Source organism: Novosphingobium sp., from assembly GCF_965228995.1.
Lineage (GTDB): Bacteria > Pseudomonadota > Alphaproteobacteria > Sphingomonadales > Sphingomonadaceae > Novosphingobium.
In genome coordinates this window covers 2,816,036-2,829,405 of sequence record NZ_OZ245852.1, presented here as the reverse complement: position 1 = coordinate 2,829,405, position 13,370 = coordinate 2,816,036, and the positions used below count along the sequence as shown (strand labels likewise).

12 protein-coding genes are annotated in these 13,370 nt (G+C 63.7%); 9 read left to right on the top strand and 3 right to left on the bottom strand.

The window, feature by feature from the left end; genetic code table 11:
* Window positions 1-32: 32 nt before the first annotated feature.
* Together ACO056_RS12895 and purF are read right to left on the bottom strand one after the other, a co-directional pair.
* The gene (locus ACO056_RS12895; RefSeq protein ID WP_421847335.1) at window positions 33-779 is read right to left on the bottom strand and encodes an SDR family NAD(P)-dependent oxidoreductase; all 747 of its coding nucleotides are present in this window, start codon (window positions 777-779) and stop codon (window positions 33-35) included.
* The gene (purF, locus tag ACO056_RS12890; RefSeq protein WP_421847333.1) at window positions 776-2,281 is read right to left on the bottom strand and encodes an amidophosphoribosyltransferase; all 1,506 of its coding nucleotides are present in this window, start codon (window positions 2,279-2,281) and stop codon (window positions 776-778) included. The genes ACO056_RS12895 and purF overlap by 4 nt, the downstream gene beginning before the upstream one ends.
* Before the next feature lie 175 nt (window positions 2,282-2,456).
* Here purF and ACO056_RS12885 point away from each other — a divergent pair, with 175 nt between their 5' ends.
* From ACO056_RS12885 to ACO056_RS12845, 9 genes are all read left to right on the top strand, one after another.
* A complete protein-coding gene (locus ACO056_RS12885; protein WP_421847331.1) occupies window positions 2,457-3,698 on the top strand; it encodes a lipoprotein-releasing ABC transporter permease subunit in 1,242 nt (413 codons plus the stop codon).
* Window positions 3,691-4,377: an ABC transporter ATP-binding protein gene (locus ACO056_RS12880; RefSeq protein WP_421847329.1), complete on the top strand. Its 687-nt coding sequence runs from the start codon at window positions 3,691-3,693 to the stop codon at window positions 4,375-4,377. The genes ACO056_RS12885 and ACO056_RS12880 overlap by 8 nt, the downstream gene beginning before the upstream one ends.
* A gap of 56 nt (window positions 4,378-4,433) precedes the next feature.
* Complete coding sequence (locus tag ACO056_RS12875) at window positions 4,434-4,922, top strand: glutathione peroxidase (RefSeq protein ID WP_421847327.1); 489 nt, start codon at window positions 4,434-4,436, stop codon at window positions 4,920-4,922.
* Window positions 4,923-4,984: 62 nt separating this feature from the next.
* On the top strand, window positions 4,985-5,860 hold the full coding sequence (locus tag ACO056_RS12870) for a DUF5677 domain-containing protein (protein WP_421847325.1): 876 nt from the start codon (window positions 4,985-4,987) through the stop codon (window positions 5,858-5,860).
* A gap of 105 nt (window positions 5,861-5,965) precedes the next feature.
* Window positions 5,966-9,559 carry a DNA polymerase III subunit alpha gene (gene dnaE, locus ACO056_RS12865; RefSeq protein ID WP_421847323.1) on the top strand — a complete coding sequence of 1,198 codons (3,594 nt, stop codon included), beginning with the start codon at window positions 5,966-5,968 and terminating at the stop codon, window positions 9,557-9,559.
* A gap of 27 nt (window positions 9,560-9,586) precedes the next feature.
* Window positions 9,587-11,191: a long-chain fatty acid--CoA ligase gene (locus ACO056_RS12860; RefSeq protein WP_421847321.1), complete on the top strand. Its 1,605-nt coding sequence runs from the start codon at window positions 9,587-9,589 to the stop codon at window positions 11,189-11,191.
* A 1-nt stretch (window position 11,192) separates the two neighbouring features.
* Window positions 11,193-11,618: a DUF1330 domain-containing protein gene (locus ACO056_RS12855; RefSeq protein ID WP_421847319.1), complete on the top strand. Its 426-nt coding sequence runs from the start codon at window positions 11,193-11,195 to the stop codon at window positions 11,616-11,618.
* Window positions 11,618-11,941 carry a YbjQ family protein gene (locus ACO056_RS12850; protein ID WP_421847317.1) on the top strand — a complete coding sequence of 108 codons (324 nt, stop codon included), beginning with the start codon at window positions 11,618-11,620 and terminating at the stop codon, window positions 11,939-11,941. Before ACO056_RS12855 ends, ACO056_RS12850 begins: the two co-directional genes overlap by 1 nt.
* A 4-nt stretch (window positions 11,942-11,945) precedes the next feature.
* On the top strand, window positions 11,946-12,248 hold the full coding sequence (locus tag ACO056_RS12845; protein ID WP_421847315.1) for a hypothetical protein: 303 nt from the start codon (window positions 11,946-11,948) through the stop codon (window positions 12,246-12,248).
* Here the strand turns inward: ACO056_RS12845 and ACO056_RS12840 are convergent.
* A complete protein-coding gene (locus ACO056_RS12840) occupies window positions 12,245-13,327 on the bottom strand; it encodes a PA0069 family radical SAM protein (protein ID WP_421847313.1) in 1,083 nt (360 codons plus the stop codon). The genes ACO056_RS12845 and ACO056_RS12840 overlap by 4 nt on opposite strands.
* Between the last annotated feature and the right edge of the window lie 43 nt (window positions 13,328-13,370).

The following is a 13,370-nucleotide window of genomic DNA, read 5'->3' as shown; positions in this document are numbered from 1 at the left end:
GGAAGTCGTGAGCAGACTATCGCCAGACGCGCTTAACCGTTTGTTAGGACCTGTGGTTCCCGGGGCTGGTTAACCGAAATGCGGCTGGGGCTGGCAAACGATTCACCAACAAGTGCGGTGATGAAATCGCCGACCACTTCGGGCGATTTCACGCTGGCGGGGTCTTCGCCCGGATAGGCCTTGGCGCGCATCGCGGTGCGGGTCGCGCCCGGATCGAGGATTGCCACGCGGATCGCCGAGATCGCGCGAACTTCCTGCGCATAGGCATCGAGGAGGTTCTCGAAGGCGGCCTTCGTTGCACCATAGGCGCCCCAATAGGCGCGGGGGGCGGAGCCGACGCTCGACGTCACGCCGATCACGCGCGCATCCTTGCTCTTTTTGAGCATTGGATCGAAGCCCGCGATCAGCGATTGGGTCGCCAGCACATTGAGCGTCATCGCGCGGCTGAGGTCCTTGGGCTCGATCTGCCACACCGGGGTCAGCGTCGGCAGCACTGCCGCGTTGATCACCAGAATGTCGAGCGCTGCCCACCGCCGGCCAATCGCGGCGGCGAGGCGGGCGATACCGTCGGGTTCGGCCAGATCAACAGGTGCAATCGTCGCGTTGCCGCCGGTCTCGTAGATCGCCTGCTCAACGCCTTCGAGGTCCTTGCCAGCGCGGGCGGTGAGGATCACGTGCGCGCCCGCTGCGGCCAGTGCCTTGGCGGTGGCGGCGCCGATGCCCCGGCTGGCACCCGTGACGAGCGCGAGCTGTCCGGAAAGCGGTCCCGCGGTGCTCATGCGACTTTGCCCACCGGGAGCGGCAGCTGATCGGCGCCGTCACGGCCGACAAGATCGGTCAGCCGGGTCGGATACTCGCCGGAGAAGCAGGCATCGCAGTATTGCGGACAGGCCTTGTTGCGCGAAGCCTCTCCCACGGCGCGGTAAAGGCCGTCAATCGAAACGAAGGCCAGACTGTCCGCGTGGATGAACTTCGCCATCGCCTCCACGTCCATCGTCGCCGCGAGGAGCTTGGAGCGCTCGGGCGTGTCGACGCCGTAGAAGCACGAATGCTCGGTCGGCGGGCTGGCCACGCGGAAATGCACTTCGCGGGCGCCGGCATCGCGCATCATCTGCACGATCTTCATCGAGGTGGTGCCGCGCACGATCGAATCGTCGATCAGCACGATGCGCTTGCCCGCGACCAGCGCGCGGTTGGCATTGTGCTTGCGCTTCACATCGGCGTGGCGCGCGCCGTCGGAAGGCTGGATGAACGTGCGGCCGACATAATGCGAGCGGATGATGCCAAGCTCGAAGGGAATGCCCGACTGGTTGGCAAAGCCGAGCGCGGCGGGAACGCCGCTGTCCGGCACCGGGATCACGAGATCGGCATCGACTTCCGATTCCCGCGCGAGCTCGGCGCCGATTGCCTTGCGCACTTCATAGACCGAGCGGCCACCCATCAGCGAATCCGGGCGGCTGAAATAGACATGCTCGAAGATGCAGGGGCGGGGGCTGGGATGACCGAACGGGCGGTGGCAGCGGATCTCGCCGTCATGGTTTACCTGGATCATCTCGCCCGGCTCGACCTCGCGCACGAAGTCGGCACCGATCACGTCGAGCGCTACGGTCTCGCTTGCGAAGACGACCGCATCGCCCAGTTTGCCCATGACGAGCGGGCGGATGCCGAGTGGATCGCGGCAGGCGATCATGCCTTCGTTGGTGAGGCAGATCAGCGAATAGGCGCCTTCGACCAGCCGCAGTGCATCGATGAAGCGATCAAGCAGCGTGGGATAGCGGCTCGTGGCGACGAGGTGGATGATGACTTCGGTATCTGAAGTCGACTGGAAGATCGCGCCCTTGGCAACCAGATCGCGCTTCAGGGTCATCGCGTTGGAGATGTTGCCGTTGTGCGCGATGGCAAAGCCGCCCGTCGCAAGATCGGCGAACAGTGGCTGCACGTTGCGCAGGCCCGATCCGCCCGTCGTCGAATAGCGCACGTGGCCTGCGGCCATATTGCCCGGCAGTTCGGCAATCGCCTGCCCGCTCGAAAAATTCTGCGCGACATGGCCCAGGCCCCGGCGGGAATAGAACTCCTGCCCGTCGAAGCTGGTGATGCCTACAGCTTCCTGGCCGCGGTGCTGCAGGGCATGGAGCCCCAGCGCGGCGATGGCGGCAGCATCACGCGCCCCAAGAACGCCGAAAATGCCGCACTCCTCGCGGAGTTTGTCGCCATTTTCGTCGAAAAAGGGATGGGCCGCGCCGCAAAGGGGATCGGTGCCGAGAAAATCGGTGAGAGTCATGGGCGTTCCGGATTCTGCGCTGCGGCGCCCGTACCGACGCCTTCACCGCGCCATGTGGCGAGCTTTGGGGCGTAACGCAAGTGTCTCCAAACCAGTGCCCACGCCTCGTGGACACGGTTGCCACGCCGCACGCATGCGCCTAGATGGCCGCACACATGCTGAAGCGAGCCTGCACTTGATCCTCTCGCCCTTCGAATGGACGATCGCCAAGCGCTACATGCTGCCGGGCCGGGGCGAAGCATTCATCGCCATGGTGGCCGGCATCAGCCTGGTTGCGGTCATGCTCGGCGTGGCCGCGCTGGTTATCGTGATGAGCGTGATGAACGGCTTTCGCGCCGAACTGCTCGACAAGATCGTCGGGCTCAACGGCCATGCGATCATCCAGGCCTATGGCGGCCGGCTCGATGATTGGCAGGACATCCTGAAGCGCGTCGAGGCGACGCCCGGCGTTACCCGCGCCAGCCCGCTGATCGAGCAGCCGCTGCTCGCCACTTTCAACGGGCGGGTTGAGGCGATCCTCGTGCGCGGCAACACCGCCGCCGATTTGAAGCGGCTCGAGGCCAAGCGCCTTGTTGGCAATTTCGCCGAACTGCGTGCGGGTTCCACCAATGTCGCTATCGGCTCGCGGCTTGCCGAAAGCCTTGGCGCGCAAGTGGGCGATACGATCACGATCATCAATCCGCAGGGCCGTTCGACCCCCTTCGGCACCGTGCCGCGCCAGATCGGGTACCGCGTCGCCGCGATCTTCGAGATCGGCGTCTATGACTACGACAACGCCTATGTCGTGATGCCGATTGCCGATGCGCAGACCCTGCTGCTGACGGGCGATACCATCGGCATGATCGAGGTGACGACGACCAACGCCGATACCGCAGCGCAGACCCTTGCGCCGATCAAGCAGGCGCTTATCGGCCGCGCGCAGGTGACTGACTGGAAAACGATCAACGCCAGCCTGTTCGAGGCGCTGGCTGTCGAGCGGGTCGCCATGTTCGTCGTGCTTTCGATCATCGTGCTGGTTGCGGTGTTCAACATCCTCTCCTCGCTGATCATGCTGGTGCGCGCCAAGACGCGCGATATCGCGATCCTGCGCACGATGGGGGCGACGCGCAAAAGCCTGCTCAAGGTCTTCGTGACTATCGGCTTCGTGATCGGTGCGCTCGGCACGGCAGTGGGCCTCGGCCTTGGCCTCGTGTTCCTTTATTTCCGGCAGCAGGTGGTGAACGGGGTCGAGTATCTGACCGGCCAGTCGCTGTGGGATCCCTCGATCCGCTTCCTCACCGAACTGCCCAGCCGCAGCGATCCGGTCGAGATCACGGTGATCTGCGTGATGGCGCTGGTGCTGAGCTTCCTCGCGACGCTTTATCCGGCGCTGACGGCGGCGAGCACCGATCCGGTGCAGGTGCTGCGTTATGAGTGAGCCGTTCGTCCGTCTGGTCGATCTGAAGCGCAGTTTCTCGCAAGGGGACGAGACGATCGAAGTCCTGCGCGGCATCGATCTGGCCATCCGCCCCGGCGAGATCGTCGCGCTGCTCGGCCCTTCTGGCTCGGGCAAATCGACGATGCTGCAGGCGGTCGGCCTCCTCGAAGGCGGCTTTACCGGCAAGATCGAGATCGCCGGAATCGAAGCCAGCGCGCTTTCGGCCGATGCGCGCACTGCACTGCGCCGCGATCACCTCGGCTTCGTCTACCAGTTCCACCATCTGTTGCCCGATTTCAACGCGACCGAGAACGTCGTCCTGCCGCAGCTGATCGCGGGCAAGAGCGCTGGCGATGCGAAGGCACGGGCTGAGGAGCTGCTTTCCGCGCTCGGCCTTGGTCACCGCCTGACGCACAGGCCCAGCCAGCTTTCGGGCGGCGAGCAGCAGCGCGTCGCCGTCGCCCGCGCGCTCGCCAATCGGCCCGGCCTCGTGCTGGCGGACGAGCCTACCGGCAATCTCGATGAGGCAACGGCCGACAAGGTGCTTGAGCAATTCCTCAGGCTGGTGCGCGAGGAAGGCAGCTCTGCGCTTGTCGCCACGCACAACGAGCGCCTCGCCCTGCGCATGGACCGCGTGGTGCGGCTGCACGAGGGGCTGCTGGCTTCAAGCCCCGCTTGATCCTGCCGCCCCGCCGTGCCAGCCTGCATGCAAAGCACACGAGGGGAGCCCAAGTCATGACCAGTCCGCACACCATTGCCGATTTCACTGTCAAAGTGCCCGGCGGCAAGGACCTGAGCCTTGCCGACAAGGCTGGCAAGGTCCTCCTCGTCGTCAACACCGCGTCCAAGTGCGGCTTCACGCCGCAATACGACGGGCTGGAAGCGCTCTGGCGCAAGTACGGGGATCGCGGCTTCGAAGTCCTGGCTTTCCCCTGCAACCAGTTCGGCGGGCAGGAGCCGGGCACGGCGGACGAAATCGAGAGCTTCTGCAAGGTCAACTTCGGCGTGAGTTTTCCGCTGATGGCCAAGATCGAAGTCAACGGAGACGGCGCCGATCCGCTCTACAACTGGCTGAAGGCCGAGGCGCCGGGCGTGCTCGGCACCAAGGGCATCAAGTGGAACTTCACCAAGTTCCTGATCGGGCGGGATGGCAAGGTCGTCCGCCGTTATGCGCCGACCGACAAGCCGGAGAAGTTGGCGGCGGATATCGAGGCTTTGCTTTAAACGAATTAAAGTACTCCGCTGATGCTGTCTCAGCAGGATTTGACAGCCTAGGGGTAGACGCAATGGCCACGCTAACGCAGGAAGACTTAGCGGAGGCAGAACGACTTGCCACTTTGGCGCCGAGAGAATTGACTCGGGAATATCTACTACATCGACGTATCTTTCGCGATGCAATTAAACGTGCCGCGCGAGTATCGCGCGGGAGTGGTGGCGTCTGGGTTGAAACAAACCGGTTGGCATATGCGTCCCTTCTTTTTACTCGCATCACCGTTCTTGCAAAGAGCATTTCGGTTCTTTTACCAGACTGTAAACCAAAAGAGCACTGGGATTTTAGTTCAGTAGCGTCACTTACGAGAAATATGGCTGAAGCCTATCTTTGGTATTATTGGCTTTGTGAGGATGACGTTGATGAAGATTTGCGTCAGTCTCGCTTCGTGCTCATGTATTGTCATGATCACGGTTCAAGAGGCAAAATGCTAGGTGAAATTATCCCGCCAGCAGACGATAAAATTGTTATGGATGACCTCGTAGCAAGATTTGACGCGAACCCTTACTTGCGACGATTTTCAGATAAGGCACGTCGGGAAGCGCTAAAGGGTCACAAAACCCCATTTGTGCAAGACGATGTTATCGAAAGAATGGGAGTTGATAAGGTTGGATGGCGGTTTATTTACAGATTATTTTCTCAGCATACCCATACTAGTCCAGTCTCTTTTATGAGAATGATTGAACATGATCGAGGAACTGGAGTCGAAACTGCACACGAGAAGCAATATATCATCATCGCAATGCAGTTCGCGTTAGGGGTCCTAAATGGCGCAATTGAAGGCCACTGTAAACTTTTTCCGGACGCGGAAACGCGTACTCCATTCTTAAGTGATGTTGATGTTATTAAGGCTGTCGAGCGAAACCAAGGGCGTATAAGGTTGCGCGGCTAACTGTTCACGCGTCCACGGCCTCGCATGAGACACCATACGATCCCAAGTGGATAATGCCCCTCCGCGCCCTCGCAGAATCAACCCCCGCGCCCTAGCTTGCTCTGCATGTCCCACGCCCCCTTTGTCCCGCTGCGCATCTTCTCGTCCTACACGATGCTCGACGGCGCGATCGATCCCAAAGCGATTGCCAAGACGGCGGCGGAGCGGGGCTTTCCGGCCGCTGCGATTACCGACCGCAACGGCCTCTATGGCAGTGTCGCTTTCGCCAAGGCCTGCTTCGATATGGGCGTCCAGCCCGTCATCGGGACCATGCTCGCGGTGGCCCGTCCGGCGCGGGAAGGGGCGGCCAATACCGGCTTTGGCGCCAGCGCGCCCACTATCGACTGGCTCGCGCTCTATGCGCAGGATGCCACCGGGTATGACAACCTCTGCCACCTCGTCAGCCAGGCGCACCTTGCGCGCCCGCTTGAATTTGCGCCGCATGTCCCGCTGGCCGAACTCGCGGGCCATACCGATGGCCTGCTCTGCCTGACGGCGGCGGGGGAGGGGGCGCTTACCCGCCTGCTCGCCGATGGCCAGAAGACCGCAGCCGAGACCTATCTCGCCGAAATCGAAGCCCTGTTTCCGCAGCGGCTCTATATCGAACTCGCTCGCCGGAACGATCCGGCCGAAATGGCCGCCGAAGACGCGCTGATCGATCTCGCCTATGCGCGCGATCTCCCGCTGGTTGCCACCAACCCGGCCTGCTTTGCCGAGCGCGCGTTCTACGACGCGCACGATGCCATGCTGTGTATCGCGAGCTCCACCCACGTCGATTCCGCCGATCGTCCGCGTTCGTCCAGGGAGTGGTGGATCAAGCCCGCGCCGATGATGGAGGAGATCTTCGCCGATCTCCCCGAAGCGCTTGCCAACACGCTCGTCGTCGCGCAGCGCACCGCGTACAAGCCGCCCTACCGCAAGCCGATCCTCCCCAGCCTCGCGGGTGACAAGGAAGGCGAGGCGCGGATGATGGCGGCGGATTCGCGCATCGGCCTCGTCGCGCGGATGAAGCCCTATTACCCCGAAGCGGTGTGGGACGAGCTGGTGGAGGCGCTGACTCTGCCGGTCGAGGAGATCGACGGCCTGCCCTTCGAAAAGTTGAAGGCGGAAGGCCACTGGGACGAGGTCAAACAATACCGCGACCGGCTCGAGTTCGAGATCAACATCATCAATCGCATGGGCTTTGGCGGCTACTTCCTGATCGTGGCCGACTTCATCAAGTGGGCCAAGGAACAGGGCATTCCGGTGGGGCCGGGGCGCGGTTCGGGCGCGGGCAGCCTTGTGGCATGGGCGCTCACCATCACCGATCTCGATCCGATCAAGCTCGGCCTGCTGTTCGAACGCTTCCTCAATCCGGAACGCGTCTCGATGCCGGACTTCGATATCGATTTCTGCGAAACCCGCCGCGGCGAGGTGATCCGCTACGTCCAGCGCAAATATGGCGATGATCACGTTGCGCAGATCATTACCTTCGGCAAGCTCAAGGCCCGCGCGGTGCTGCGCGATACGGGGCGCATCCTCCAGATGAGCTACGGGCAGGTCGACCGCCTGTGCAAGATGGTGCCCAACCATCCGACCGACCCATGGCCGCTCCCCCGCGCGCTCAACGGCATTGCCGACCTCAAGCGCGAATACGACCGCGATCCCGAAGTGCGCCGCCTGATCGACCTTGCGATGCAGCTGGAAGGCCTGCCGCGCAACAGTTCGACCCACGCGGCTGGCGTGGTGATCGGCGACAGACCGCTGGCGCAGCTTGTCCCGCTCTACCGCGATCCGCGTTCGGACATGCCGGTCACGCAGTTTGACATGAAGTTCGTCGAGGAAGCGGGCCTCGTGAAGTTCGACTTTCTTGGCCTCAAGACGCTGTCGGTCCTCAGAAAAGCCGTGGATCTCATGGCCCGGCGCGGCATCCAGATCGATCTCGACCGGCTCGCCTGGGATGATGCGCAAGTCTACAAGTTGCTGCAATCGGGCGATACGGTCGGCGTGTTCCAGCTGGAATCGGAAGGCATGCGCCGCACTCTCGCAGCGGTGAAGCCCACCAATTTCGGCGACATTATCGCGCTCGTCTCGCTCTACCGGCCGGGCCCGATGGACAACATCCCGTTGTTCGGCCGCCGCAAGAACGGGCTGGAGGCCATCGAATACCCGCACGAGAAGCTCTCGGTGATCCTCGCCGAGACCTACGGGATCTTCGTTTATCAGGAACAGGTCATGCAGGCCGCGCAGATCCTGGCGGGCTACTCGCTGGGCGATGCAGACTTGCTGCGCCGCGCGATGGGCAAGAAGGTGCAGGCCGAGATGGATGCGCAGCGCCAGCGCTTCGTCGATGGCTGCCTGACCGTTTCGGGGATCGACGCGAAAAAGGCCAACGAGCTGTTCGACTTGATCGACAAGTTCGCGGGCTACGGCTTCAACAAGTCCCACGCCGCCGCCTACGCATTGCTCGCCTACCAGACCGCCTGGCTCAAGACGCATTATCCGCATGAATTCTATGCCGCCTCGATGTGCTTCGATATGCACCAGTCGGAAAAGCTGGCGGTCTTTGTCGACGACATGCGCCGCGCGGGGATTGCGCTCCATGGGCCGGATATCAACCGCTCGGAAGCCGAGTTCACCGTCGAGCGCACCGAGGATGGCTACGCCGTGCGCTATGCGCTCGCCGGGCTGCGCAATGTGGGCGAAAAGGCGATGGACGCCATTGTTGCCGAACGCGAGGCAAGTGGGCCCTACACGAGCCTCGATGATTTGTTCCGCCGCCTGCCCGCCGGTGCGATGAACCGGCGCGGGCTCGAAGCGCTCGCCGCGGGCGGCGCCTTCGATACGCTTGAACCCAACCGCGCGCAGATCGTCGCCAATGCCGAATTGCTGATGGCCGTGGCGGACGAGGCCGTACGGTCACGTACGTCGGGACAGGCCGGGTTGTTCGGCGCCGAGGACCACGCCGTCCCCGCCACCCGCCTTGCCGAAACCGCCCCGTGGTCGCGCGCGGACCAGATGGCCGCCGAGCGCGATACCTTCGGGTTCTACTTCGCCGCGCACCCCGTCACCGAATACCGCGCGGTCGCCTCGGCCAATGGCGCGCGGACTTATGGCAGCCTGATGAGCGGGGACGGCGATGCCGGAGCTTCTCGCACCGGCGCGGTCATGGCCGCGCTCGTCGAGGGTGTGAACCGGCGCAAGACCAAGAAGGGCAACGATTTCATCGCCGCCGATTTCTCCGACAGCAGCGGCCAGTTCTCCGCCTCATGCTTCGAGGAGAGCCTCGTCGAGCCGTTCCAGCAATGGGCGCGCGAGGGGACTTGCGTGCTCCTCAATGTCGAGCTTGACCGCCCGAACCCGGATGAGCCGCCGCGCATTACGGTGCGCGGCGCACGTCCGCTCGCCTCCGTCAGCAGCGCCGCGCGGATGCTGCTCAAGCTCGATGTGACGAAGCCTGAGGCCATGTCCGAACTCGCGCTGCTCCTGCCGCGCGCGCAAGGGGCGCGGGGCGAAGTGATCGCCCGGCTGCGCACCGGTAGCACACGTGAACCCGTCATGCGGCTCGGCGCGGACTTCGCGCTCGATAGTGAAGTCATCGAGCGATTGATTCCGGTGGAAGGGCTTGCCAATGTGGCGCTCACCGCAAGGCCGGACCGGCACTTGCGGCTCGTCGAATAGAATATCGCAATCAAAAGGGAGTTGGGGATGCAGCTGGGCGCCATGCAGGATTGGTCCCTGCGCGTGACGCGTTTCATCGATCATGCCGCGCGTGAACATGGCGGCCGCGAGATTGTCTCGCGCTGGGCCGATGGCAGCGAAAGCCGCACCACCTGGGCGGGCATCCGCCACGATGCCATGCGGATGGCGCAGAAGCTGGCGAAGCTCGGGATCAAGGCGGGTGACCGCGTCGCCACGCTGGCGATGAATCACCACCGCCACCTCGTCACCTGGTACGGCGCGGTCGGCGTCGGCGGCGTGCTCCACACGATCAACCCGCGCCTGTTCGACGATCAGCTCGATTACATCGCCAACCACGCCGAAGACCGCGTACTGCTGTTCGATGCCGCCTTCGCGCCGATTGTCGAGCGGATGAAACCGCGCTGGAAGACGATCGAGCACTACATCTGCTTCGACAGCAGCGGCCCTGCCGAACATTTCGAGGATTGGATCGCCAGCGAAGACGGCGAGGGCGAATGGGCCGATGGCGACGAGCGCGATCCTTGCATGCTCTGCTATACCAGCGGCACCACCGGCAATCCCAAGGGCGTGCTCTATGAGCACCGCTCTACCGTGCTCCACGCGATGACCGCGATGACCCCGCAAGTCTTCGGCATGGATTGCCGCACGGTTGCGCTGCCCATCGTGCCGATGTTCCACGCCGCAAGCTGGGGGCTGCCGTGGGCCGGAGCGGCGGCGGGCGCCAAGTTCGTCTACAGCGCGGTCAACGAAGCCCCGGTGCTGTGCGAGCTGATGGAGCGCGAGAAAGTCACAACTTCGGCAGGTGTGCCCACTGTCTGGCTCAGCCTGCTCCAGCACATCGATGCGGTGGGCAAGGATATCCCGGCTTCGCTCACTACCGTGGTCTGCGGCGGCTCGGCCATGCCGCGCGCGATGATCGAGCGCTTCATGAAGAAGGGCCTGCGTGTCGCCCACGCCTGGGGGATGACCGAAACCTCGCCCATCGGCACCACCGGCACCGAAACGTCCAACTGGGACGAGCTTTCGTTCGACGAACAAGTCACCGTCAAGGCGATGCAGGGCCGCGCGCCGTTCGGTGTCGAGCTGCGCTGCGTCGATCTTGATGATCCGGCCAAGGTCCTCCCGCGCGATGGCAAGGTCTCGGGCGCGCTGCAGGTCCGGGGGCCGTGGGTGGTCGGGCGCTATTTCAAGGCCGAAAAACCCGCGACCGATGCCGATAACTGGTTCGACACCGGCGATGTCGCGGTCATCCACCCCGATGGCACCCTGCAGCTGACCGACCGCACCAAGGACGTGATCAAGTCCGGCGGCGAATGGATCAGTTCGGTCGAGCTGGAAAATGCAGCAATCGGCTTCCCCGGTGTGGCCGAAGCAGCGGCCATCGGCGTTCACCATCCGCGTTGGGACGAGCGACCGCTGCTGGTTGTGGTCAAGAAGCCGGGCGCGGACGTCTGCCCGGACGCGCTGCGCGAATTCCTCGGCACGCATGTCGCCAAGTGGTGGCTGCCCGATGCCGTCGCCTTCGTTGACGCGATCCCCCACACCGGCACCGGCAAGATCAGCAAGAAGGACCTGCGCGATCAGTTCCGCGATTGGCAATGGAGTTCGTGAAATGACCGAAGCCTACATCGATCCGAGCCGCGAGAACTTCGAGAAGTTCAAGGCCCTGCCGCGCGATACGCCGATCCACATGCTCAATCTCGTGCGCTTCCGCGAGAAGGCGGCTTATCCCGAAGGCCATCCCCTTGCGGACAAGGGCATGTCCGGCGCGGAGGCTTACAAGGAATACATGCGCACGATCCAGCCGGTGCTGGAGCGGGCCGGCGGGCACATCGTGTGGGCCGGCGCGTTCGAGGCGATGGTGACCGGCCCGGCCGAGTGGGAATGGGACGAAACCTTCGTCATGGCCTATCCCGATGCGGCAAGTTTCATGGGCATGGTCAAGGATCCGGACTATGCTCCGGTCGTTGTCCACCGGCAGGCGGCAGTCGCGACATCGCGGCTTGTCCGGTTTGCCCCCAGGGAAAGCCTCGCCTGATGATTGTCACCACAACCGAAAATGTCGCCGGCCGCGAAGTGACCGACTGCCTTGGGCAGGTCTTCGGCGTGGTGGTCCGCAGTCGCGGGCTTGGCGGCAACATCATAGCGGGGCTTCGCTCGATCATCGGCGGCGAGATCAAGGAATACTCGGCGCTGGTGGAAGATGCCCGCCGCCACGCGATCGACCGCCTCGTGATGAACGCGGCGCTGATGGGCGCGGATGCCGTCGTGATGATGCGGTTCGATTCGGGTTCGATCGGCCAGACGATGAACGAAGTCGTGGCCTATGGCACCGCGGTCAAGCTGAAGCCCCAAGGATGACAGCGTGACGCAGACTGGCCGCATCGCCGCACTGGTGATTGCCGGGCTCGCCGCGGTTGGCGGCATGCTGGTGCAGACAAGCAGCCCGGCCGGCGGCGGCTTCCCGCTGCTGCTATTTGCCGCGCTGATTGTTTTGGGCACGGTGTTCGATGCGGGCTATCTCGCAAGGCGCCGCACCTCGCGCGGGGCGTGGCAGCTGACGGCCGAGCGCGAGGTCGATCACCAGTCGGGCCAGATCCTCGAGGTCTGGTACGATCCGGTCACGGGCGAGCGGCGCTATCTCCCCTCGGGCGAGCGGCCCGATTAGAGCAGTTCCAGCTGCCCGTCGCGGCTCGGCGCGCGGAACTGGCTGCAATCGAGCACCGGCTTCGCTTGCGGGATTCCGGCGCGCTTTAGCCCCAGCCTGAAACGGTTTCGCACCAGATCGGCCCAGACCCCGCTCGGCTTCATCCGGCTGAAGAAGCGCGCATCGTTGTCCTTGCCGCCGCGCACCGATTGGACGATTCTCATGACTTTGGCGGCGCGGTCCGGGAAATGCACCTCCAGCCACTCGCGGAAGAGCGGCGCCACCTCGTGCGGAAGGCGGAGCATGATCCAGCTGGCCGATTGGGCTCCCCGCGCGCCAGCTTCGGCAAGGATTGCCTCGATAAAACTGTCCGTTATCGCCGGAATGATCGGCGAGACCGAGACATTGGCGTGGACGCCAGCGCTTGCCAGTGCTTCGATGGCCGCAAGGCGCTTCGCCGGGGCAGAAGCACGCGGCTCAAGCCGGCCGGACAAGCGGGGATCCAGGCTCGTCACCGAAATCGAGACCGCCGTCAGCCCCCGCTGCGCGAGTTCAGTCAGCAGATCGAGATCATCCAGCACCCGCGCAGACTTGGTGGTGATCGTCACCGGATGCCCCGTCTCGAGGCACAGTGCCAGCACAGCGCGGGTGATCCGGTAGCGGCCCTCGATCGGTTGGTAGGGGTCGGTATTGGTGCCAAGCGCCAGCGGCTTTGGCGCATAGCCCCGGGCGGCAAAGGTCTTGCGCAGGATCTCGGCTGCGCCCGGCTTGGCGAAAAGCTTCGTCTCGAAATCGAGCCCCGGCGAAAGGTCATGCCAGGCATGCGTCGGCCGCGCATAGCAATAGACGCAGCCATGCTCGCAGCCGCGATAGGGATTGAGCGAGCGATCAAAGGGAATGTCGGGCGAGGTGTTGAACGAGAGTACCGATTTCGGAAACTCCTCGGTCACTGTGGTGCGCAGCTTGGGGCCGGGCCCGTCGATCGTGCCGGCGGCATCAAGCCAGTCGCCATCGGCCTCGCGCGTGTTGAGGCCAAAGCGTGTTGGCACCCTCGCCGATTGCGCGCCGCGTCCGTGAACGATGGAATCGGATGTTCCCATAATGAGAACATATATGGAACAAGCGCGGAGTTCCAGCCCGTTT

Coding starts and splice junctions, on each gene's coding strand:
- ACO056_RS12895 (WP_421847335.1), bottom strand. CDS start 779: ATGAGCACCGCGGGACCGCTTTCCGGACAGCTCGCGCTCGTCACGGGT.
- purF (WP_421847333.1), bottom strand. CDS start 2,281: ATGACTCTCACCGATTTTCTCGGCACCGATCCCCTTTGCGGCGCGGCC.
- ACO056_RS12880 (WP_421847329.1), top strand. CDS start 3,691: ATGAGTGAGCCGTTCGTCCGTCTGGTCGATCTGAAGCGCAGTTTCTCG.
- ACO056_RS12875 (WP_421847327.1), top strand. CDS start 4,434: ATGACCAGTCCGCACACCATTGCCGATTTCACTGTCAAAGTGCCCGGC.
- ACO056_RS12870 (WP_421847325.1), top strand. CDS start 4,985: ATGGCCACGCTAACGCAGGAAGACTTAGCGGAGGCAGAACGACTTGCC.
- dnaE (WP_421847323.1), top strand. CDS start 5,966: ATGTCCCACGCCCCCTTTGTCCCGCTGCGCATCTTCTCGTCCTACACG.
- ACO056_RS12860 (WP_421847321.1), top strand. CDS start 9,587: ATGCAGCTGGGCGCCATGCAGGATTGGTCCCTGCGCGTGACGCGTTTC.
- ACO056_RS12855 (WP_421847319.1), top strand. CDS start 11,193: ATGACCGAAGCCTACATCGATCCGAGCCGCGAGAACTTCGAGAAGTTC.
- ACO056_RS12850 (WP_421847317.1), top strand. CDS start 11,618: ATGATTGTCACCACAACCGAAAATGTCGCCGGCCGCGAAGTGACCGAC.
- ACO056_RS12840 (WP_421847313.1), bottom strand. CDS start 13,327: ATGGGAACATCCGATTCCATCGTTCACGGACGCGGCGCGCAATCGGCG.